Source organism: Enterococcus salsurae, assembly GCF_054784955.1.
On record NZ_BAAHWY010000002.1, the window covers coordinates 190,617 to 210,505 of the forward strand.

The following is a 19,889-nucleotide window of genomic DNA, read 5'->3' on the forward strand; positions in this document are numbered from 1 at the left end:
CCATTGTTTTCAAAAAAAACCTTTGACACACGCGTATAGGCGCTGCATCAAAGGTTCAAATTTTGCTTTATTCTCTTTTATTGAAAAAACTATTTCGTGATCAACGCATCTAAGCTGGCAACAGCCAAGCTCATTTTGGCGATTTTATTCAACAAAGCAAATCGGTTGCGTCTAATTTGTTCATCTTCGACCATGACCATCGTTTGGTTAAAGAAATCCTCGATCAGCGGACGCAGACCAACCAATTTTTGATAATTTTCTTCCAACGTTTGTTGCGCAAACTGATTCTCAACAGCTGTTACTGCTTCATACAAATCACTTTCTGATTTATTCTCAAACAACGTTGCATCGATTTCTTCTTCATCTAGTTCTGCTTTCTTGGCCAAATTGATGACACGGGTCAAAGCTTCCATAGACGGTTTGAAATCTGTATCACCCAAGTGACTACGCAACAATTGGGCCGCTTCAAACAGCATACTGATATCCCCTTGTGGCGAACCTAAGACTGCTTCGATCACATCATGACGCGTATTCTGACTCATCAAGAATTGACGCAGGCGGCCTTTCAAGAATTCTGCTACTTGCTCTTGACCGGCATCTAATTGAAGACCAAACACAGCTGATTCACTGTTGATTCGACCTACGATTTGTTCTTGGATTTGAGCAAACGGGAAATACCAGCGCTTATCGGCTAAAATCCGAATGATGCCATAGCTTTGACGACGTAACGCATAAGGGTCATTCGATCCGCTTGGCACCATACCGACTGCAAAGAAGGATTGCAAACTATCTAGTTTGTCTGCGATCGCCAACACTGCCCCAATAGCTGATTCTGGTAAAGCACCGTCTGCTGAAATCGGCATGTAGTGCTCGCGAATCGCTTGTGCAACCGCTGGGGATTCACCTTGTAACAAGGCATACTTCTCTCCCATGATGCCTTGTAATTCAGGAAATTCACCAACCATATTGGTGACCAAATCAAATTTATAAATTTCAGCTGCACGTTGCAGATCAGTTAGTTCTTCTTCCGTCAATCCAACTGTTTCGCCAATGATTCGTGCGTCCACCGCTGTCCGTTGCATTTTTTCATAGACGCTGCCGATTTTTTCATGGAAGGTCACGTTCTTCAATTTTTCGACACATTGTTCGATCGTCAGCTTCTTGTCTTCGTTATAAAAGAATTCCGCATCTTCTAAACGCGCCGTCAGCACTTTTTGATTGCCCTTGATCACATTATCGATCATATCAGCATTCCCATTGCGGGCAGAAATAAAATAAGACAATAATTCGCCATCAGCATTTCGCACGTCAAAGTAACGTTGATGTTCTTTCATAGAGGTCACCAAGATCTCTTCTGGAATCGACAAGTATTTGTCTTCGAAATCACCTACAAAGGCGGTTGGGTATTCAACCAGATTATTGACTTCTTCCAATAAATCTTCATCCAGATCGATGCGCCAATCGTTGGCTTGGGCGATGGTTTCAATTTGATCAACAATCATTTGTTTCCGTTTTTCAGGATCTGCGATCACAAATTGATCCGCTAATTTGGTTAGGTATTCATCGGCGTGATCAAAGCGGACTTGCGCACCTAAGAATCGATGGCCACGTGATTCTCTTCCAGTTTCGACATCCACGACGTCGAAAGGAATCACTTCGCTGTCATACAAAGCAACGATCCAATGAATCGGACGAATATAGGCGAAGTCATGGTTCGCCCAATGCATAGTCACAGGGAAAGTCAAACTGGTGATGACGTCTTTTAACCCTTTTAATACATCTTTGGTCGCCAGGCCTTTGGTTTCTTTTTTGACATAGACATATTCGATTCCTTTTATTTCCTTAAATGTGATATCTTCAGTGGTAAGTCCTTGTCCTCGCACAAAACCTTGCGCTGCTTTTGACCAGTTGCCGTTTTCATCTAAAGCGATTTTTTTGGCTGGTCCTTTGACTTCTTCTACCGTATCGGCTTGTTTTTCAGGCAATCCTGTCACGTAAACTGCTAAACGCCGAGGGGTGGAGTAAGCTGTAAGCGAGGTATATGCCAATAAATGTTCCGCTAAGAAAGCGGCGGTTTTATCCGCTAATTGTTTCATACTTGGTGTGACGATATGTGCTGGTACTTCTTCTAATCCAATTTCTAATAATAGATTCGCCATCTTATTTATCCTCCTCAATCAATTTTTGGGCAATTGCAGGATCCAATAACGGATAGCCGAGATTTTTGCGTTCAGCGACAAATAATTTTGCGACTTGTCTAGCCATATTTCGGATCCGTGCCAGATAGCCAGCCCGTTCTGTGACTGACACCGCTCCTCTAGCATCTAACAAGTTGAAGGTATGGCTGCACTTCAAAATGTAATCATACGCTGGATGAACCAAACGAGCATCGATACAACGCGTCGCTTCTTTTTCAAAACGATCAAAATTTCCTAATAACAACGCTTGATCACTGATTTCAAAAGAATATTTCGAATGCTCAAACTCTGGTTGACGGAAGATCTCGCCATATTTTACACCAGCAGACCATTCTAGATCATAGACACTTTCTACTTCTTGGATATAAGAAGCCAAACGCTCCAAACCATATGTGATCTCAGATGTGACAGGTTTGCACGCCAAACCACCCACTTGTTGAAAATAGGTGAATTGTGTGATTTCCATCCCATCCAACCACACTTCCCAGCCTAAACCAGCACAACCCATGGAAGGATTCTCCCAGTTATCTTCAACAAAGCGGATATCGTGTGTCAATGGATCGATGCCTAACAAACGTAGACTTTCCAAATATAGTTCTTGAATATTGTCTGGTGAAGGTTTCATCACCACTTGAAATTGGTGATGTTGGTACAACCGATTTGGGTTTTCGCCATATCGGCCATCAGCAGGGCGACGAGAAGGCTCCACGTAAGCCGCATTCCAAGGTTCAGGTCCAATCGCTCTCAAAAAAGTATATGGACTCATGGTGCCGGCACCTTTTTCTGTGTCATAAGCCTGCATCAGCATACAGCCGTTGTCTGACCAAAATTTTTGTAAAGTCAAAATCATCTCTTGTACTGTTTTACTCATTTTTATCTTCCTCTCTTTTTAAAGGGCATTGACAACTGGATAAAATTCCACGACTGAGCCCGGGATCAATTTCACTTCGACTAGGCTGTCTTCTGACAAATATTCAGCCAGATCATACATCATTTGATCCGGAACTGTTGTGAATTGATAGGTCACTTGATCAAGCTCTTTGATCATCACCTGCAAAGGAATACTTGCTAAGACCTTTAGTTGTTTTTGTTGAAACTCGCTTGCTGGAATCGTCATATCGAATAACATGCTGCGCCTCCTTCATTTTGATTGTTGAACCATATGCAAGGGAAATAGCTGCACAAAAAAGTCCCTATATCTATACTTTTCGCATAGATATAGGGACGATAAAATTCGCGGTTCCACCCTACTTCCGTTGACACGGCAGCTTCATTCGATTGTGCTCACGGACGCCTGAGTAAACAAGTTTCCTGCTTGGCTCTCACTATTCCAAGTTCGCTGAATGGAAGGATCTCATTTCTCTTTTCCGATCAAGGCACTGATTCAATTACCCTTATCATAGTAGCTAATAGGGGTATTTGTCAATCAAAATATCGTTCTTATTGACGAGGACCTAAATCTGCTTGATCATGGAAGATGATTTCCTCGCCTGTCACGCCATCACTTTCAAATACAATAATCTCATTTTCTCCTTCTTCCAGAAATGGCGCTGGAATATACAAGCGCTTTTGCGGTCCTTTTTGCCAAAAGCGACCGATATTGTGCCCATTGACTGTCACAAATCCTTTTCCCCAATCTGGTAATTCGATGAAGGTATCCGCCGGATCTTCGATATTCAATACAAAACGGGAAAAACTCGGCTGACCTGCTTCCCAGGTCCCAGAGAAATCGATCGCCGACAAATTGTCCATCGGCAGCGGATGAATCGTCCATTCGCTTTGGAAAGCACCGTTGACAATGACACCATCTTTGATTCCTTTGTATTGATGATTCATATGAACGGAATAGTTGACCCGCCCCATGTTTTCAACTAATATCCCCAGCGCGTTGTCCTCAGCAGTTAAATCCAATGTGTTTGTTTTGCCGAGATCGTGGTCATAGTCGATCCGGACAAGTTGATCGTTGATAAACGTATGGGCACGATCCATGCAGTTGATCAACCGATAATCTTCAATCTTTCTCGCTTTGCCAATCGCTGAACGATAATAGATATACCCAGTGGCTTGATTGACCTGTTCCATCGATAGCGGGTAATTGCTTTTGATCGGCTGGCTGATCCTATCAAGGGTAGCGAACAAGGACACACGGGCTTCTGCCCTTAACGCACCATACCCCTTGCGCTTGATGGTCGTACTCAACGGAAATGTTGGCAGTGTGACAGTGCGACCAATCACTTCACGGAATGCGTAATATTTGTCCGTTGGCTCGCCCCATTCCGTCAACAACGCATCATAATCATAGCTTGTGACATCTGGTGCCAGCTGTTGATAATAATTGGCCCCATTCATAAATCCAAAATTAGTCCCGCCATGGAACATATAGATATTCACTGAACCTTGTGCTAAACAGTCTGTCAACTCTTTAACAGCATCTTCTGTTGAGGTGGTATGATGATGATCATCTCCCCATGCATCAAACCAGCCAATCCAAAACTCCATCACCATCAATGGTTTCTTCTCACCGTGGAATGTCTTCAAGCGTTCGAAATGCTCTTTGATCTTAGAACCGCAATTGATCGTTGCCAATGCCACATCTTGGATACTGCCGTTTTCCAGCATGTCATGCCAAGGGCCATCAGATGTCACCAAAGGCGTGTCGACCCCAGCCGTCCGCATCGCGGCAGCCATCTTTCTTAGATAGTTTTTGTCATTGGCATAACCGCCATATTCGTTCTCAACTTGCATCATTAAGATTGGACCGCCATGGGTAAATTGCAAATCATTGACTTGTGGAAAAAGATGGCTGAAATACCTTTCGATTTTCTCCATAAATGGCGGATAATCAAAGCGTAATTTCATGTTTGAATCCTGCAGCAGCCAATAAGGTAAGCCGCCAAATTCCCATTCTGCACAAATATAAGGCGCTGGACGCAAAATCACGTAGAGACCGACTTCTTGGGCTGTTTGAATAAATCGACGCAAATCCAATCCGTCGTCAAAACAATATTGCCCTTCCTGCGGCTCATGCAGATTCCAGGGCACATAAGTTTCAACCGTGTTGCAGCCCATCAAACGCAATTTTTCTAAGCGGTCACGCCAATATTCCGGTACTACACGGAAATAATGAATCGAGCCGGAAATGAACTTGAACGGTTTTTGATCGAGATAAAATTCATCGGAAATTGAAAAAGTTGTCATAGGTGTCGCTCCTCTTTGATGATACACGTACTATATTGCGGCAATTGCTGCTTGTCTTCCAGGGTCATGCCAGATAGTAGATCGACTTTACCTGCAAAACGAGCCGGCAATGTTTGCGGTGCTGATTGAAAGTTGATCAAGAAATAATAATCATGACTCTCACTTTGTCGCCGCGTGATTTCTAATGCTGTCTGTTCTGCTAAAATAGGCTCGATTCCTGCAGTTTCCTTCACGTCGTTCATGATATGATCAAAGGAAGCTGGATCTAATCGCGTCCCAAAATAAAAAACAGTTCCCTTTCCATAGGCATGTTTCGTGACAGCCGGCATACCAGCATAAAAATTGCTCGTATAATGGGCCAATGCTTCCGCGCCTTCCAGATGAATGATGTCACTGACTAGATAGCTGCTGCCTGATAAGTGATCATTGATGCGCACTTGATTGACTTGTTCTGGAGCCAACGCATCGATTTCTTCCACCCAAATACCAGCCAACTGCCGCAATGGACCAGGATAGCCCCCTAGATGGACATTATCAGACTGATCGACGATCCCACTCATATAAGTCGTGACCAAGGTACCGCCTTTTTCCACAAATGCCGTCAGTCTTTTGGCGACACCCGCTTTGACCATATATAAAACAGGTGCAACCACCAAGTCATAGCCTGTCAAATCATCCATTTCTGAAACCATATCTACTGGAATATTGCGGTCATAAAAATAGCGATAATATTGATGGATCTGATCGACATACGTCAGGTCGATCGTTGGTCCACTTGTGTATTCTAACGCCCAATAATTATCCCAATCGAAAAGGAGTGCGGTTTTCCCATGGTTTTCCGTGCCCATGATTTCTGACAATTGGCTTAATTCTTTGCCTAAATCTGCTGTCTCACGGAAGACACGGGTATTTTCATGTCCGACATGTTCAATCACCGCGCCATGAAATTTTTCACACGCGCCAATTGAACGACGCAATTGGAAAAATTGGATCGTATCTGCGCCATGCGCGATGGTTTGGTAGCTTTGCGCCCGCATCTGGCCTGGTTTTTTCAGGGAATTATAGGGTTGCCAATTTTGCTGCGACGGTGTTTGCTCCATCAGCATAAAGGGTTGTTTTTTCAAACCTCGCATCAGATCATGGGTCATTGACACCAAACTCCACGGTGTATTGTACGCGGGGTAATTATCCCAAGAAACAATATCCATTTCTTTGGCCCATTTGAAGTAATCCAACCCTTTGAATGTGCCCATCAAATTGGTAGTCACCGGTGTGTTGGGATCAAATTTTCGGATGGCCGCTCTTTCCATTTTAAAGTTTTCTAAAAGACTATTGGAACTAAAGCGTCGATAATCGATCGAAATCCCTGCAAAGGCTGTTTTATCCTGCCCGATCCCTTCGGATAATGCATTCGGCAAGACGATTTCATCCCACTCATACACCGTATGGCCCCAAAAGGACATATTCCAGGCTTTATTCAACGCGTCGATTGTTTGGTATTTGTCTTTCAACCAGACACGAAAGGCTTTCTCGCAATTGTCACAGTAACAATCCCCTTGGTATTCATTGTTGATATGCCAACAAATCACATTGGGGTTGTCGCCATATCGTTCAGCCAACTTACCGGCAAGAGCAGCAGCATATTTTTGATAAACCAAACTATTGGGACAAGCATTATGTCTTTGACCAAATTTATGATGCCGCCCTTGATAATCCGTACGGCCGACTTCTGGATAGGTCTTGAACATCCAGGCTGGCAACGCACCGGTTGCCGTAGCTAATACAATCTCTTTCTTTTCTTTGCTCAGTAGCGCCACGATTTGATCGAGTTCTGCAAAATCATACTGGTTTTCTGATGGTTGAATTTGCGCCCATGAGAACACATTGATCGTTGCACTATTGATATGTGCTTTCTCAAACATCGCCATGTCTTCTTGCCAAATATCTTGCGGCCACTGATTGGGGTTATAATCTCCACCAAATAAGATTCGGTTGAATATCGGTTTCATAATTACAATTGCCTCCTTTAAACTATTTACTTACTCCCATTGTAAGGCTTTACATTTTTGTGTAATATAATACTTATAACAGCAATTTATTACTTTTCGAAACAAGGAGGCCTATATGCCGATTTACTTTTATCCTTCGAGTCACCACCTGCCCCTCAACATTGAGAGTATTGGCAATCAGTGGACTCAAGATACTGTGGGAAGACCCCAAGGTTATCCTTATTACCATTGGCTGCAAAGCAACCACGGTCAAGGAAAAATCCAGATTGGCGACCAATCGATCCTATTGGCTGAAGGTGCCGGGATCTTGCTATTTCCTTTCACCCCACATCACTATGCGCCAGTCTATCATCAATGGCAAACCTCTTTTGCGACCTTTTATGGTTCATTGGCGAGTGATTTACTGCAGCCTTATGGACAAGAGGGCTATTTGATGATTGAAAACAAACGGCACCTATCCGCCGTTGATTGGATCGATACGTTGATTGCTGAAGATCAGCAAAGCGGGACCGATCCTTTGCGTTCTTCCAGCCGATGCTATCATTTCTTATTGACTCTTTTGCAAGAAAAGCAAGGAATCTTGACCGAGCAGCATCCCTTATATCAGCAAATATTGGCACCTGTTATAAAAGAAATCGAAACAAACTATGATCAAAATCTGACGATCAGCCAATTGGCCGGCATGGTCTATGTCTCTCCTCAATATCTCTCGCGCTTATTCAATCGATTTTTGGGGCAATCCACCTCGCAGTACTTGTTGAATTACCGGATCAACCGAGCCAAAGAGTATCTGGTTGCGCAAAAGCATGTCCCGATCCAGCAAGTCGCCTTTGCAGCAGGATTTCAAGATGCCAGTCATTTTACCGCTTTGTTCAAAAAAAGAGTTGGCATCACTCCTATGAAGTTTCGCCAACTCTATCATTGATCTCTTGGTTTCAAAACATCTTGCCAAGTACCCATCTGATCGATAAATTTTTTGCTTTTTAAATGTATGCCAACATATTCATCATATAGTGCATCCAAGAAGGTGCGAATGGCTTGTTTTGTCGCTGCCTTTAATTGGATCGAGGCAATTTGCTCATAAGAGATTTGCGCAAAGAGTCTGGCAAAATGAATGGCTTTTGGCTCTGCGTGATATCGGTGATCATCTTGAGACCAATGCTGCTCACACAGCACCCCATTATATTTTGACGAATAATCAAAACGGCCTTCTGTCTTGCCGCAAACTGCACAATGCGTCCAATTTGGCGATACACCAAAACGCTGCAGCAATTGGATCTCAAATATATTGGTGATGATCTCTGGATCATTGCCTTGATCCAACAGGGTCAGCGCTTCATGTAAAAACTGATACAGATGTGGGTCATAGACCCGATCCTCAATAGCGACATCTGTCAAACTTAGTAAATAAGCGGCATAGCCAGCGATAAAAATATCTTCTTGAATGCCGCGAAATGGATGAATATCTTTGGCATTGTTCAAAAAGGACAACCCTTCATCGCGAATCGTTCCAATATAAACGGCTTCTGTGTATGAGATCAGCGCCGGTGCGAGTGGATTATTTTTACGATGGGCGCCTTTGACATAGAACATTTGTTTTCCAGCAGATTCCGTAAAGATCTTGACCAATTTGTCTTTTTCCTTATGGTCACGGGAAAACAAAAGAATGCCTTTGGTTTCAGCTACGTTCATTTTCGATTCCTCCTAAAAAAAACTGACACAGCGTCTGACTGGTCAGTTTTTTCATCGTGCAGGTCACATTTACTTGCCCTTGACGAGGGACTCAATATTCATCTTGACGATAGCCATAATCGGTCAAGAAAGTTTGCTTGTCTCGCCAGTCTTTTTGGACTTTGACCCATAATTCCAGATAGACCTTATCATCTAATAAATGTTCAATGTCTAGACGTGCCTTCGTGCCGATCTGTTTCAGCATTTTGCCGCCTTTACCAATAATGATCCCTTTTTGACTATCTCGTTCTACCACGATCGTCGCTTGGATATGCACTTTATCATTGTGGTCGCGTTTCATGGAATCGACCACCACAGCCACAGAGTGCGGTACTTCATCTCTGGTCAACAGAAGGACCTTTTCACGTACCAATTCAGAAACGATAAAATATTCCGGGTGATCAGTGATTTGATCATCTGGGAAATATTGCGGTCCTTCAGGCATGCTATCTGTCAGCAACTCCATCAATTTCTCGAAATTATTGCCTTCAGTTGCTGAGATTGGCACAACTTCAGTAAAGTTCATTTGTGCTGTATAGTCTTCGATGATCGCTAACAATTGATCCGGATGGACTTTGTCAATTTTGTTGATCACTAGAAAGACCGGCGTATTGCTTTGACGCAGCCGTTCGATAATAAAGTCATCCCCTTTACCGCGTTTTTGATCGGCGCTGATCATAAACAAAGTGACATCCACTTCTCTAAGGGCACTATAGGCTGTTTCGACCATAAAGTCGCCTAGACGATGTTTCGGTTTATGGATCCCTGGTGTATCAATGAAGATCAATTGGGCATCTTCTGTGGTGTAGACCCCTTGGATCTTATTTCTTGTGGTTTGTGCTTTGTCACTCATGATCGCGATTTTTTGTCCGACCACGCGATTCAATAATGTTGATTTACCAACATTTGGGCGACCAACGATCGCGATAAAGCCTGATTTGTGTGTTGTCATTTGTGTTCCCCTTTATATGTTTTATAACCAATTGGTGACTAAAGTGAAGAATTTAGGTATGAAAATGATCGCGGCAACCACTAATGCGAAAATAGCGGTCATCAAGACTGCGCCAGCTGCCATATCTTTGATTTTTTTGCCAATAGGATGAAAATGGAAATCGGTGAACATATCCACCACATTTTCGAAAACCGTATTGATGATCTCAACGATCCAAACCAAAAATACGGCCAATAACAGCCAGAGCCACTCCATTTGATCTAAACGGAACACAAAGCCCGCAATGATCGCAATGACACCAAGCAAGACATGCTTGCGCATATTGCGTTCTTCTTGGAAAACCGTTTTGATGCCAGTTGCCGCAAATTCAAATGAAGCGATGAATTGTTTGTTCTTCTCAACGTTCTTATCTTTTGAGTCCATAGGCATCCAATATTTCCTTTTGCAGACCGAACATTTCCTTTTCATCTTCTGGTGTCATATGGTCATAGCCGTTGATATGCAAGAAACCATGTAAAGCCAAAAAGCCTAATTCACGGTCATAACTATGCCCATATTCCTCTGCTTGCTCTTGGGCCCGCTCGATAGAGATCATGATATCCCCTAAATCTCGAGGCATATCCGCCATTTCTTCATCAAAGATGATCGGTAATTCATCCGTTTCTTCTTCAAAAGCAAAACTGATGACATCAGTTGGCATGTCTTTGTCACGGTATTCTCGATTGATCACCTGAATGGCGGCATTGTCCATAAAAGTGACCGACATCTCAGTATCTTCCGGTAGTTGAAGATACCCAGCAGCAAATTGCAGCAATGCATCGATTTCTTGTGTTTTGTTCTCTCCTACTGAATTGGTTTCATCTAAAAAGGTAATCTCCATTAGCGCTCTCTTCTTTCTTGTTCTTCTTTCATCTTCTCTGCTTCTGACTTCATTTTAGGATATTTGATCCGAGAATGGAAGGTACTGCATAGTCCATTGACCAATGATTTTTCGATGATGCGAATCTCTCTCAAAGTCAAACCACTTTCGTCTAATTGACCATCTAAAATCCGGTCGTTGATCAAATTCGCAACAAATTCTTGGATCTTTTGATTGGTGGGATTATCCATTGCGCGGACTGCTGCTTCGCAACTATCGGCAATGCTGACAACACCGGCTTCTCTCGTTTGGGGTTTTGGTCCTGGATAACGGAAATCCGCTTCTGTTATATCAGGATTGCGCTCTTTGGCTTTGACATAAAAATAGCGCATCAATGTTGTACCATGATGTTGGCGACAAATATCAATGACCATTCGCGGCATTTTGGCTTCTTCCAAAATCACTGCCCCATCGATCACATGACCAAAAATGATTTGTTTACTGTCTTCCGGCAACAAAAAGTTGTGGGGATTTTCAGCGCCGGCAGGCAGGTTTTCAACGAAAAAGTTGGCATGTTTGACTTTGCCGATATCATGGTAGTAACAAGCAACCCTTGTCAGTAAACTTTGTCCGCCGATCTCAGCGACGGCATTGGCACTTAGATTGGCGACCATCATACTGTGATGATAGGTACCTGGCGCTTCTTCCAGCAACTGCTTGAGTAAAGGATGGTTCGGATTGCTTAACTCGTTCAACACGATCATACTCTCATCAGAAACCAGCAATTCAATGTAGGGATGCAAGCCCATCGTTAGTAAGTAACTCAATAATGAACCAGCAAGTGCACAAAAAATCGTCGTCCATGTATTGCCGCGAGCGAAATCCATTCCTTGGAAAATCACGAGCATCGTACTTAGCAAGAATGGAAAGACGATGACCCACATAATGGCTGTCTGCCCCTGACTCGCGATCCGTACGCGTTTGACCATCGTCCCCATCAAGCCAGAAAACAGATACGTGACCAATACAGTGGTCAGCAAGTTGGTCCCGCTGGAATCAAAATAGATAAACAGCGCTGCGATCACTTGAAAAGCTGCCGACAAAATCCCTAATCGCCGACTGGAAAATATACTTAAAATCAGCGGCGTAAATGCTGCCGGGAAGAACAAGGGAATAAACGTTACTAGTTCTGATTGGAACAGTTGGAAAAATTTCATCAGCAAGATACTAAAGACCATCGAGATCACATAAAATGTGACAGCATTCAAGCGTTTTTCATTGTCTTTGGTTTGCCGTGTATAGTAGAAAACCATCAGCATTTGCAAAACCATCGCCAACAGCAATGCAATCAGCGGAAAAACTGAAAATGTTTGGTTGGTCATTCCGAGTAACTGTAATTTTTCTAAGGCATTGGCGTCGATCTGAGAGCCTTCACGGACGATGATCTCTCCTTGATAGATCATCACCGGCTGCACAGCATCCATTGCCGTTTGTCGTGCTTCTTCTGTCCGTTTTTCATTGGGGAAGTCATTGACAACGATCCCCTGGTTGACGATAAAACGCAACACACTGCCCATATCTGATGTCACGTCTAGAAATTGCACTTTGTCCACGGCTTCAGAGCGAAAAGAATTTAACTCAGATTGGCGGATTTGCTTCGCCATCTGCTCATCCACCAGTTGCAAAGCATACGTCTTCACGGTATCCAGTTCATCATCATTCAATGAAAACAGGGTCGTCAAAAAGTTGGTGGTCAATGCTTGATAAAAATCAAGTTCATCGTCGCTCAGTTTTTCAAACTCTTTCTTAAGCGCAGCGATATACTCTCCCGTATCAGGTTTGGGTACGTTGGTATCTTCATCTACGTCGGCGACTTCCTTGTCATAGGCTGCTTTGATTTCGCTGTTGACTGTTGCCACCAATTCAAAAAGATACGCCACCCGGTCATGCTGCGTTTGGGCCAACCCATCTTGATAGGTGTATTCAGGCGACACTGCTTCTGCCGCTAGCGTGCGTTTTTGCTCCGTAGCTGTGGTATTTTCAATCGTTTTATTGGCACGAATGTTTTCTTCAGCCACTTGGCCTTCGCTGTAATCGACGTTATTTTGCTGGACACTGCTGTACATTATCCCCACGGAAAACACAAAAAAGAATAACAACAGCACTGGCAAATAAAACTTACCGAGGCGTTCGCGAAATTTCTTTAATGGTTGAATGATCATATTATCCCTCCCAAAAGACGATTTTTAGCGTTTGTCTTTAAGATCTGCTTCATCATAAGCTTTGATGATGTCAGCTACAACTGGGTGTCTGACGACATCCGCAGCATCAAAATGGGCAAAAGCAATTTTCGGTATCGCTTTTAGCGTTTTTTCAGCATGGATCAAGCCGCTGAGTGTGCCCTTAGGCAAATCGATCTGGCTGGTATCGCCATTGACGATCATTTTTGAGTTAAAGCCCAGACGCGTCAAAAACATCTTCATTTGTGCGATGGTCGTATTTTGTGCTTCATCGAGAATCACAAAGGCATCTTCTAATGTCCGCCCACGCATATAAGCTAACGGTGCAATCTCAATGACGCCTCTTTCCATCAAACGATTGGTATGATCCATCCCAAATATTTGGTATAGGGCATCGTAAACTGGTCGTAAATACGGATCGACTTTTTCCTTTAGGTCACCGGGAAGAAAACCGAGATTTTCACCGGCTTCAACTGCAGGTCGAGTCAGAATGATTTTTTGGACTTGCCCTTTTTTCAATGCAGCGATCGCCATGACGACTGCCAAAAAGGTTTTGCCTGTTCCAGCAGGTCCGATTCCGAATACCACATCATGTTTGTTGACGGCATCGATATATTTCTTTTGACCAGCGTTTTTGACACGAATCGGTTTCCCCGTACGGTCTTTCACCAACTCTTCTTCATACATATCTTTAAAATATTCTAAGCTGCCTTTGTTGACCATATTCAAAGCCGTAATGACATCTGGCGTACTGATATTGATCCCGCGTTTGATCAGCTCTTGCAACGCGTGAATCACAGCTTCCGCTTGATGGGCAGCCTGTTCTTCACCAACGATTTGGATCAATTCACCTCTCGTGTGGATCAAGGTACCGGTGGAATCTTCAATGACTTTGATGTGTTTATCATGGGCACCTAGCAATAAACGAACATCATCATTCTCGTTTAATTTGATATCGATTGTTATTGTTTTGTCAGTCAAATAGTCTACAGCTCCTTTTTAGGCATTCTCACTTATCATACCATATCTTAGTAAAAAGCAAAATTACTTCTGCTGTATGAAGGCGTTTCACGAACGCTTTATCTTTTTTTTAAGAATTGGCGTCCCTCTATTTCAGGCACAAAAAAGCCGCAAGCATGAACACATACTTGCGGCGTGATCTCACATTTGATCTAATAATTCTTTGACGATCGCATTGACTTGATTGCCATCAGCTTTGCCTTTGACTTGAGGCATGACAGCACCCATGACTTTACCAAATTCTTTGGCAGAAGTCGCGCCCGTTTTTTTGATCGCGCCAGCTACGATTTGACGAATTTCAGCTTCATCCAACTGCGCTGGCAAATATTTTTCAACAATTGTAATTTCAACTTTGACTTTTTCAGCAAGATCATCACGGTCTGCTTTTTCGAATTCATGCAAAGAATCGCGACGCTGTTTCATTTCCCGCGCCAATACTGTCAATTCTTCTTCATCATCCAATGCTGCACCTTTTTTGATCTGCTCATTTTGAATCGATGCTTTCAACATGCGAATCACCTGCAACGTGTCTTTGTCTTTGGCTTTCATCGCTGTCTTCATGTCATCATTCAGTGTACTTAGTAGTGTCACACTACCAGCTCCAATTCTCAAAACAGTAGAAAATTAGAATTTTTTGCGTTTTCTAGCTGCTTCAGATTTTTTCTTACGCTTTACGCTAGGTTTTTCGTAAAATTCACGTTTACGAGATTCCTGTAAAGTACCCGCTTTTGACACGGAACGTTTGAAGCGACGAAGAGCATCGTCAAGTGATTCGTTTTTGCGAACGACTGTTTTTGACATGTAAATTCCCTCCCTCCGAGCTTAAAAAGTAACCGTAGTTGTTATTGAAATTAAATCCCAAAAAACACGACTGTCCTTTAAAAATTATAGCTAACCCCTGAAAAAGTGTCAAGGCATTCTGACAAAAAAAACGTACTTGTCGCAAATATTGTTCAGGTTTTCATTGGCAGTCTTCACAACGGCCTAATATTTCAAAGCGATGGCTTTCAATTGTACATCCTGGTATTTGTTGTTGAAAAAAGTCCATCGGGCAAATATTCAATTCTTTGGTTTTGCCGCAAACGGTACAAATAAAGTGATGATGGTGATGGTCATCTAGTTCTGCACAACAATTATATCGAAATTTCATCTCGCCATTTAGTTCGGTTTCTTCTAAGATGCCAATTTCCGAAAAGTCATGAAGATTCCGATAAATCGTGTCATAGCTCAGACCAGGATACTCCTGAGACATAAATTCATGGATCTCTTTTGCCGGCAGATAGCGGTTGCGTTTGACGAGATAGGTGATGATCGCCTCACGCTTTTTCGTATACTTAAAGCCATTTTCCTTCAATATCGTCATGGCATGTTCAATCATTGGTTTATTTTCCATAGCAACCTCCAGTTAAATCAAAATCATTCCGATTTTTATTGGTCTTATGTATGGTATAATGAAATCATCAAAAAAGCAAGAAAGGAATGTCTCTATGACCTCAAATGACCAAACAGTTCAACCTGCATCCGAAAAAGCGACTGAACAGACGCCAGTCGTCACGATTTTTGTGCTCTCTGATTCTGCTGGCGAAACCGCATCTAAACTTGCGCAAGCGACCATGGCGCAGTATCCAAATGTCGAATTCAATCTATTTCGCCGCACGTTTATCCACACCAAAGAATTATTGATCAAAGCGTTGTCTGATGCAAAAAAACACAATGCCATCATCCTACACACCTTGATCAATGATGATTTGGTCGACTTGACCAATCATTTTTGCGAAGAAGCCAATCTCTATCATTTTGATGTGTTGACGCCACCAGTATCTGAAGTAGAACGCCGTACAGGTATCGCCCCCTCAAGGGAACCTGGTGCGTTGCATCATCTCAATGAGAATTATTTCAAACGGATCAAAGCCATGGAATTCGCTGTCATGTATGATGACGGCAAAGACCCGCGCGGTTTTCTGGAAGCCGATGTTGTCTTGCTAGGGGTTTCGCGAACCTCAAAAACCCCTTTGAGTTTATTCTTGGCCAACAAGAATTTGAAAGTGGCGAATCTGCCGTTGGTTCCCCAAGCCCATATTCCCAAACAATTATGGGAGATCGATCCACAGAAGATCGTTGGCTTGACCAATGATCCCAATGTTTTGAACAGCATACGTAAAGAGCGCATGCGCTCTTATGGACTTAATCCAGATTCGGCCTATTCAGATATTGAAAAAATCAGAGCAGAGTTAGCCTTTGCTGCTGATTTATATGAAAAACTAGGTTGTGTGGTGATCAATGTGGCTTCTTTGTCCATCGAAGAAACAGCCTCAATGATTCTCAATGCGTTAAATCTAGAAGATCACAGCTATTACAGTTCAGATACCAAAGATTAACCATTTGCCGCAAAAAAAAAACCGATCGATCGTTTAGAAGAAGTCTTAGGCTTCCTCAAGAAGGTCGATTGGTTTTTTTTGACTCATTTTCAGAATACTTGGACGCCTTCACGTTCGATTTGCAGCAGTTCGATCGATGCTTCAGGTTCTAGGGCGCGAAGCAACCGCAGGATCCGTTCTGAATGGTCTTCTGGTACGATGGCCAGCACAGTGGGACCAGCGCCGCTCAAGAAACAACCATAGCCGCCTTCTTCTTCACAAATTTGGCGAATCGTTGATAGGTGCGGTACCATTTTTTCACGATACATTTCATGGAATCGGTCTTGCTGCATCAATTGACCAGCCAAAGGCAAATTGCCATTGATCAAAGCCGCAATCATCACATTGGCGATTGCACTGGCTTCAACTGCTTGTTGAAACGTCAGTTCTTTCGGCAAGACGTGGCGGCTGGTTTCAGTCAATAATTCATGGTCTGGGATATAGGCAATGATATCACACTCTGGAAAGTGATGTTTGACCAAATAAGTATGTTTGGTTTGGTGGTCATATGCCGTTACCGCAAAATCACCATAGATCGCTGGACCGACATTGTCTGGATGGCCTTCGATCGCCGTAGCGATTTCTAACTTTTGGGCAGCACTTAGATTCATATTGCCCAAACGGTTGGCCAACTCGATCCCGGCCACGATCACAGAAGAACTGCTGCCTAATCCTCTTGCCAGCGGAATATCAGAGGTCATTCTGATTTGATGCGGCTTCATGGCCGGCGCCAACTTCAAAGCGACCCTTAACAATAGATTTGTTGTGTCTGTCGGTACATGGGGGCCTAGATCATGAAGGATTTCCCATTCTGAACTTTCTTTTACTACTTCAATCACCAAATACTTGGAGAGAGCTATCCCGCAGGAATCAAAACCAGGGCCTAGATTGGCGCTAGTCGCAGGAACGCGGATCTTCATAATTGGGCAACTCCTTCACGTAAATGTTGGCGCATTTCTTCTAGATCACTCATTTTGTTGATGGTTACTTCTGTCGCTGAAATAGCTGTATCTGGATCTTTCAACCCATTGCCTGTGAAGACAGCCACAACTGTTTCACCGGCCTTGATCTTTCCGTCATGGACATGTTGGATGACACCTGCCAACGAGGCAGCTGAGCCGGGCTCGATAAAGACACCATCTTGCGCGGCGATTTTTCGATAGGCATTTAAGATTTCTTCATCCGTCACAGCGTCGATATGTCCCTTTGATTCGTCCCGAGCTGCTTCAGCTAAATGCCAGCTAGCAGGGTTACCGATCCGAATCGCAGTTGCGATCGTTTCAGGTTGGTCGATGACTTCGCCACGGACGATTGCCGCCGCACCCTCTGCTTCAAAGCCATGCATTCTTGGCAGAGTGGTCCCGTTTTTTTCATGCCATTCTTTGAACCCTTTCCAATAAGCAGAAATATTGCCGGCATTTCCTACAGGGATCGCCAACACATCAGGCGCTTGTCCCAATTGTTCACAGACTTCAAAAGCCGCTGTTTTTTGACCTTCCAAACGATAAGGATTGACTGAGTTGACCAAAGCAACCGCCTCGGTTTTGGCAATATCCCGCACTGCTTTCAACGCTTCATCAAAGTTGCCTGGAATCGAGATGATATCCGCACCATAGATGATTGCTTGTGCCAATTTACCCATCGCGATCTTGCCATCAGGAATCACCACATAGGCTTTGATACCTGCTCTTGTGGCGTAAGCTGCCGCAGCCGCACTCGTATTTCCAGTTGACGCGCAAACGATGGCTTTAGCACCTTCTTCTACAGCTTTGGCCACCGCCATCACCATGCCGCGGTCTTTAAAGGAACCAGTCGGATTCAAGCCTTCATATTTACCGTATAACGTGATCCCCAGTTCTTTAGACAAGCTAGGCAAAGGAATCAAGGGTGTATTGCCTTCGGCCAATGAGAGTTGCGGTGTTTGTGCTGTTACTGGTAAGTAGTCTTTATATTGATGTAATAGTCCTTGATACATTAGAATTCCTCCATTACTTTCATCATTTGGATGCCAGCAACATTGCCGAAACGCTCTTCTGCGAGCTGCTGACTGATTGGTTTTGTTAGATATGCAGTCATACCGTCGGTACGTTGCGGCGCAATAGCCGGATCGATCATGTCAGCGATCGTTTCTGACAAGTCAATGTCCACAGGACAAGATAGATAGTAACGATCGACTTTTTCTGAGGCTGAAGCCAACTTGGTTGGCGCAGCAAACTGAATGAATGGTGTCACGATCCCTTCAGCTTTGTGCTTCGCTAATTCCGTCAAATCTGCCACCACACTGGTAGCTGTTGGTCTAGAACCCGCACCTGGGCCATACACCATCGATTGACCGATTCCGGTACTTTTGATAAAGACACCATTGAATTCTGATTTGATGGATGCCAACGCATGGCTTTGCGGCACTAGGACGGGGCCGACAGAAACTGCCAGTGCGCCGTTCTTGTTCTTTTGTGCCCCGCCAATCAGTTTGACATCATAGCCAAAGGCTGCTGCTTGTTGGATATCATCGATCGATAGACCGCGAATACCTGTGATATCGATATCTGTTAACGCAATCGTCATGCCGAATGCAAACTTTGTCAAGATCACCATTTTATAAGCGGCATCAATCCCGTCGACATCATTGGTGGGATCTGATTCTGCAAAACCTTTTTCTTGGGCTTCTGATAAGGCCGTCTCATAAGATAGCCCTTCAGCGACCATTTGGGTCAACATGTAATTGGTGGTCCCATTGATGATCCCGAAAATACCGGTGATCGTATCTGGTAAATAGTGGGTACTGAGTGTCCTCAGAATAGGGATCCCGCCGCCAACACTGGCTTCAAAATACAAAGACACCCCTGCTGCTTCAGCTGCGGCCATTAATTCAGGACCGTGGGTGGCAATCAAATCTTTATTGGCCGTCACGACATGCTTCTTGTGTGTCAATGCGGTAAGAATAAATTCTTTCGCGGGATCGATTTTGCCAATCAATTCCACGATCACATCGATTGCTGGATCTGCGCAGATCTCTTCAACAGAAGTTGTCAATGAAAAGCCGTACGCTTCAGCGAAAGCTGATTTATCCTCATAAGGTGAAGCCAAGGCTTTGGTGATCGTGATCTCCACCCCAGTCCGAGCTTTGATCGCTACTTTTTGTTCTGCCAACACTTGGCAAACACCGCTTCCGACGACACCCATCCCTAATAATCCGACATTCAATTGCTTACCCATAATGCCCCCTAACTGAAAACGTTATTAAAAACCGTTCATCTGATTTTAA

Annotated in this window: 19 protein-coding genes; 2 read left to right on the top strand and 17 right to left on the bottom strand. The window is 43.7% G+C overall.

Annotation, left to right across the window (positions count from 1 at the left end; all coding sequences use genetic code 11):
- Positions 1–89 precede the first annotated feature (89 nt).
- The 5 genes from glyS to ACYVRS_RS05220 form a co-directional block, all read right to left on the bottom strand.
- Positions 90–2,159: a glycine--tRNA ligase subunit beta gene (gene glyS, locus ACYVRS_RS05200; RefSeq protein WP_461202787.1), complete on the bottom strand. Its 2,070-nt coding sequence runs from the start codon at positions 2,157–2,159 to the stop codon at positions 90–92.
- 1 nt (position 2,160) lies between these two features.
- Positions 2,161–3,069, bottom strand: coding sequence for a glycine--tRNA ligase subunit alpha (glyQ, locus tag ACYVRS_RS05205; RefSeq protein WP_313540809.1), 909 nt, complete (start codon positions 3,067–3,069; stop codon positions 2,161–2,163).
- Between the two features lie 18 nt (positions 3,070–3,087).
- Positions 3,088–3,327: a hypothetical protein gene (locus ACYVRS_RS05210; protein WP_054116376.1), complete on the bottom strand. Its 240-nt coding sequence runs from the start codon at positions 3,325–3,327 to the stop codon at positions 3,088–3,090.
- Positions 3,328–3,638: 311 nt separating this feature from the next.
- The gene (locus ACYVRS_RS05215; RefSeq protein WP_461202789.1) at positions 3,639–5,396 is read right to left on the bottom strand and encodes a glycoside hydrolase family 35 protein; all 1,758 of its coding nucleotides are present in this window, start codon (positions 5,394–5,396) and stop codon (positions 3,639–3,641) included.
- Complete coding sequence (locus ACYVRS_RS05220; RefSeq protein WP_461202791.1) at positions 5,393–7,405, bottom strand: beta-galactosidase; 2,013 nt, start codon at positions 7,403–7,405, stop codon at positions 5,393–5,395. The genes ACYVRS_RS05215 and ACYVRS_RS05220 overlap by 4 nt, the downstream gene beginning before the upstream one ends.
- A gap of 115 nt (positions 7,406–7,520) precedes the next feature.
- On the opposite strand from ACYVRS_RS05220, the gene ACYVRS_RS05225 reads away from it, so the two are divergent.
- On the top strand, positions 7,521–8,330 hold the full coding sequence (locus ACYVRS_RS05225; protein WP_313540636.1) for an AraC family transcriptional regulator: 810 nt from the start codon (positions 7,521–7,523) through the stop codon (positions 8,328–8,330).
- Here the strand turns inward: ACYVRS_RS05225 and recO are convergent.
- The 9 genes from recO to ACYVRS_RS05270 form a co-directional block, all read right to left on the bottom strand.
- A complete protein-coding gene (gene recO / locus ACYVRS_RS05230; protein ID WP_054116380.1) occupies positions 8,324–9,097 on the bottom strand; it encodes a DNA repair protein RecO in 774 nt (257 codons plus the stop codon). The genes ACYVRS_RS05225 and recO overlap by 7 nt on opposite strands.
- Positions 9,098–9,188: 91 nt before the next feature.
- Positions 9,189–10,088 (bottom strand): GTPase Era, encoded by a 900-nt coding sequence (gene era / locus ACYVRS_RS05235; protein WP_054116381.1) that lies wholly within the window; start codon positions 10,086–10,088, stop codon positions 9,189–9,191.
- Between the two features lie 21 nt (positions 10,089–10,109).
- The gene (locus ACYVRS_RS05240) at positions 10,110–10,511 is read right to left on the bottom strand and encodes a diacylglycerol kinase family protein (RefSeq protein ID WP_200908916.1); all 402 of its coding nucleotides are present in this window, start codon (positions 10,509–10,511) and stop codon (positions 10,110–10,112) included.
- Complete coding sequence (gene ybeY / locus ACYVRS_RS05245) at positions 10,495–10,968, bottom strand: rRNA maturation RNase YbeY (RefSeq protein WP_313540634.1); 474 nt, start codon at positions 10,966–10,968, stop codon at positions 10,495–10,497. Before ybeY ends, ACYVRS_RS05240 begins: the two co-directional genes overlap by 17 nt.
- A complete protein-coding gene (locus ACYVRS_RS05250; RefSeq protein ID WP_312499724.1) occupies positions 10,968–13,169 on the bottom strand; it encodes an HD family phosphohydrolase in 2,202 nt (733 codons plus the stop codon). The genes ybeY and ACYVRS_RS05250 overlap by 1 nt, the downstream gene beginning before the upstream one ends.
- Before the next feature lie 24 nt (positions 13,170–13,193).
- The gene (locus tag ACYVRS_RS05255; protein WP_054116385.1) at positions 13,194–14,168 is read right to left on the bottom strand and encodes a PhoH family protein; all 975 of its coding nucleotides are present in this window, start codon (positions 14,166–14,168) and stop codon (positions 13,194–13,196) included.
- A gap of 180 nt (positions 14,169–14,348) precedes the next feature.
- Positions 14,349–14,798 carry a GatB/YqeY domain-containing protein gene (locus ACYVRS_RS05260; protein ID WP_312499726.1) on the bottom strand — a complete coding sequence of 150 codons (450 nt, stop codon included), beginning with the start codon at positions 14,796–14,798 and terminating at the stop codon, positions 14,349–14,351.
- 33 nt (positions 14,799–14,831) lie between these two features.
- Entirely contained in the window at positions 14,832–15,008 is a 177-nt protein-coding gene (rpsU, locus tag ACYVRS_RS05265; RefSeq protein WP_002356740.1) for a 30S ribosomal protein S21, read from the bottom strand.
- Positions 15,009–15,168: 160 nt separating this feature from the next.
- Complete coding sequence (locus tag ACYVRS_RS05270; RefSeq protein WP_461202794.1) at positions 15,169–15,600, bottom strand: Fur family transcriptional regulator; 432 nt, start codon at positions 15,598–15,600, stop codon at positions 15,169–15,171.
- 94 nt (positions 15,601–15,694) lie between these two features.
- On the opposite strand from ACYVRS_RS05270, the gene ACYVRS_RS05275 reads away from it, so the two are divergent.
- Positions 15,695–16,585: a pyruvate, water dikinase regulatory protein gene (locus ACYVRS_RS05275; protein WP_054116388.1), complete on the top strand. Its 891-nt coding sequence runs from the start codon at positions 15,695–15,697 to the stop codon at positions 16,583–16,585.
- Between the two features lie 89 nt (positions 16,586–16,674).
- Here the strand turns inward: ACYVRS_RS05275 and thrB are convergent, their stop codons facing one another.
- Genes thrB through ACYVRS_RS05290 form a run of 3 tightly spaced genes read right to left on the bottom strand, consistent with a single transcriptional unit; the run spans position 16,675 to position 19,840 of the window.
- Positions 16,675–17,544 (bottom strand): homoserine kinase, encoded by an 870-nt coding sequence (thrB, locus tag ACYVRS_RS05280; RefSeq protein WP_054116389.1) that lies wholly within the window; start codon positions 17,542–17,544, stop codon positions 16,675–16,677.
- On the bottom strand, positions 17,541–18,599 hold the full coding sequence (gene thrC / locus ACYVRS_RS05285) for a threonine synthase (RefSeq protein ID WP_461202796.1): 1,059 nt from the start codon (positions 18,597–18,599) through the stop codon (positions 17,541–17,543). The genes thrB and thrC overlap by 4 nt, the downstream gene beginning before the upstream one ends.
- Entirely contained in the window at positions 18,599–19,840 is a 1,242-nt protein-coding gene (locus ACYVRS_RS05290; RefSeq protein ID WP_461202798.1) for a homoserine dehydrogenase, read from the bottom strand. The genes thrC and ACYVRS_RS05290 overlap by 1 nt, the downstream gene beginning before the upstream one ends.
- Positions 19,841–19,889: the final 49 nt, after the last annotated feature.

Bases quoted from the DNA above. Each gene is read 5' to 3' on its own strand.
- ACYVRS_RS05215 (WP_461202789.1), bottom strand. From the start codon at position 5,396: ATGACAACTTTTTCAATTTCCGATGAATTTTATCTCGATCAAAAACCG.
- ACYVRS_RS05210 (WP_054116376.1), bottom strand. From the start codon at position 3,327: ATGTTATTCGATATGACGATTCCAGCAAGCGAGTTTCAACAAAAACAA.
- ACYVRS_RS05225 (WP_313540636.1), top strand. From the start codon at position 7,521: ATGCCGATTTACTTTTATCCTTCGAGTCACCACCTGCCCCTCAACATT.
- ybeY (WP_313540634.1), bottom strand. From the start codon at position 10,968: ATGGAGATTACCTTTTTAGATGAAACCAATTCAGTAGGAGAGAACAAA.
- ACYVRS_RS05270 (WP_461202794.1), bottom strand. From the start codon at position 15,600: ATGGAAAATAAACCAATGATTGAACATGCCATGACGATATTGAAGGAA.
- era (WP_054116381.1), bottom strand. From the start codon at position 10,088: ATGACAACACACAAATCAGGCTTTATCGCGATCGTTGGTCGCCCAAAT.
- glyQ (WP_313540809.1), bottom strand. From the start codon at position 3,069: ATGAGTAAAACAGTACAAGAGATGATTTTGACTTTACAAAAATTTTGG.
- glyS (WP_461202787.1), bottom strand. From the start codon at position 2,159: ATGGCGAATCTATTATTAGAAATTGGATTAGAAGAAGTACCAGCACAT.
- ACYVRS_RS05290 (WP_461202798.1), bottom strand. From the start codon at position 19,840: ATGGGTAAGCAATTGAATGTCGGATTATTAGGGATGGGTGTCGTCGGA.
- ACYVRS_RS05240 (WP_200908916.1), bottom strand. From the start codon at position 10,511: ATGGACTCAAAAGATAAGAACGTTGAGAAGAACAAACAATTCATCGCT.
- thrC (WP_461202796.1), bottom strand. From the start codon at position 18,599: ATGTATCAAGGACTATTACATCAATATAAAGACTACTTACCAGTAACA.
- recO (WP_054116380.1), bottom strand. From the start codon at position 9,097: ATGAACGTAGCTGAAACCAAAGGCATTCTTTTGTTTTCCCGTGACCAT.
- ACYVRS_RS05220 (WP_461202791.1), bottom strand. From the start codon at position 7,405: ATGAAACCGATATTCAACCGAATCTTATTTGGTGGAGATTATAACCCC.
- rpsU (WP_002356740.1), bottom strand. From the start codon at position 15,008: ATGTCAAAAACAGTCGTTCGCAAAAACGAATCACTTGACGATGCTCTT.
- thrB (WP_054116389.1), bottom strand. From the start codon at position 17,544: ATGAAGATCCGCGTTCCTGCGACTAGCGCCAATCTAGGCCCTGGTTTT.
- ACYVRS_RS05275 (WP_054116388.1), top strand. From the start codon at position 15,695: ATGACCTCAAATGACCAAACAGTTCAACCTGCATCCGAAAAAGCGACT.
- ACYVRS_RS05250 (WP_312499724.1), bottom strand. From the start codon at position 13,169: ATGATCATTCAACCATTAAAGAAATTTCGCGAACGCCTCGGTAAGTTT.